Source organism: Mesorhizobium sp. M2A.F.Ca.ET.067.02.1.1 (genome assembly GCF_004023285.1).
Classification (GTDB): domain Bacteria; phylum Pseudomonadota; class Alphaproteobacteria; order Rhizobiales; family Rhizobiaceae; genus Mesorhizobium.
In genome coordinates this window covers 1-1,276 of record NZ_RZSB01001131.1, presented here as the reverse complement: position 1 = coordinate 1,276, position 1,276 = coordinate 1, and the positions used below count along the sequence as shown (strand labels likewise).

Here is a 1,276-nt window from a genome sequence, read left to right as displayed (position 1 = left end):
GTCTGGAACGCGATGGGTTCGTGACGCGAAAAGTGTTTCCGACCATTCCGCCGCGTGTCGATTACGAGCTGACCGAGCTCGGTCATGAGCTGCTCGTGCCGGTCGGCGCTCTGGGCGAATGGGCGCGCAAGAACGCAAATCGGGTCCGCGAAGCGAGAGCGAAATTCGACAGCCAGCAAGCCTGAACCCCTTTTTGGTTCAAAGGTTTGCGAACCATTGAACAACCCGTGTCGCTCGGCGCCGGGCCTGTCGTGCCTCCGGATTTGATCGGATTTGCTGCGGCTCTCCAGCTAGCCTCGCAGTTGTGTCCGCGTAACCGTCTCGACAAGGATGACTGTCTTTAGGCGGCCACCGATCAGGCGCTTGCAGCGGTAGTGGTGCAGCATGGTGTCGAGCAGTTCTCGTGCTGCGCGTCCTTCTTGTCGATCGCCTTCGGGTCCCTCACGCAGGCAACGCGTGGAAGGTCTTTGCTGATCTCCACATAGGCTGTAACGCCGAGCAGGCAGACCAGAGCAATAAGGGCGGCCACGAGCCAGCCGTTCAGCATGTGTTGACGCATTGTTTTCCCCTCGCGACCACTAACTGGGGCGCGAAGGCAACCATTGGATGTCGCGGAGCGCATCTGCCGCGCGGGCGTCGTTACAAAACGGCAAGCCTGGGGAGAATCGGAGACCCGTCAGCTCTCGGCCGGAACCGGCTTCGGCTTGCCTTCGCCGTCGAGCGCCACCATGACGAAATCGGCATGGGTGACCTTCTCCATCAGGTCGGAAAGGTAGCGCTGCGCCCAGGCCTCGACCTTGAGCACCATCGAGGTGCGGCCGACGCGCTCGACATGGGTGTAGATGCATAGCGTGTCGCCGATCTTCATCGGCTTGGCGAAGGACATCTCCTTGACCGCGGCGGTGACCACCCGGCCCTTGGCGCGCTCGGCGGCGCGGATGCCGCAGGCAAGGTCCATCTGCGCCATCACCCAGCCGCCGAAGATGTCGCCGGCGGCATTGGCGTCGGACGGCATGGCGAGCGTGCGCAGCGTGAGATCGCCAAGAGGTTTTCCGTCCGCGTAGTGCACCATGGCGAAGTCCTTAGGAGGTCAGTTGCTGTTGCGTAGCAATGCGACCGCGATGTCGCAAGCTCTGCTGAAAGCGAAAACTGCGCTGCCGGAGCAGTCGCTTTTTTCACAAGCCATGCCGGAAGGTCCGGCGACGACGTGAACCGGCAATGTCTAGGCTAGGCCGCGAATTTCGGAGCGCCCCGCCTATCATGCAGACTTATGATT

At 61.8% G+C, this 1,276-nt stretch carries 3 protein-coding genes; 1 reads left to right on the top strand and 2 read right to left on the bottom strand.

The features are described 5' to 3' along the window. Nucleotides 1–185: helix-turn-helix domain-containing protein (locus tag EOA28_RS36110; RefSeq protein WP_148671121.1), on the top strand; the 185-nt coding region annotated here is incomplete at its 5' end. 170 nt (nucleotides 186–355) lie between these two features. On the opposite strand, the gene EOA28_RS36105 is transcribed toward EOA28_RS36110, so the two are convergent. Together EOA28_RS36105 and EOA28_RS36100 are read right to left on the bottom strand one after the other, a co-directional pair. Next, nucleotides 356–559, bottom strand: a complete 204-nt coding sequence (locus tag EOA28_RS36105) for a hypothetical protein (RefSeq protein WP_126081691.1) — start codon at nucleotides 557–559, stop codon at nucleotides 356–358. Nucleotides 560–676: 117 nt separating this feature from the next. Beyond that, complete coding sequence (locus EOA28_RS36100; RefSeq protein WP_042646168.1) at nucleotides 677–1,072, bottom strand: acyl-CoA thioesterase; 396 nt, start codon at nucleotides 1,070–1,072, stop codon at nucleotides 677–679. Nucleotides 1,073–1,276 lie beyond the last annotated feature (204 nt).

What these genes read in the sequence shown, in the direction of transcription:
- EOA28_RS36100 (WP_042646168.1), bottom strand. Translation starts at nt 1,072, where the DNA reads ATGGTGCACTACGCGGACGGAAAACCTCTTGGCGATCTCACGCTGCGC.
- EOA28_RS36105 (WP_126081691.1), bottom strand. Translation starts at nt 559, where the DNA reads ATGCGTCAACACATGCTGAACGGCTGGCTCGTGGCCGCCCTTATTGCT.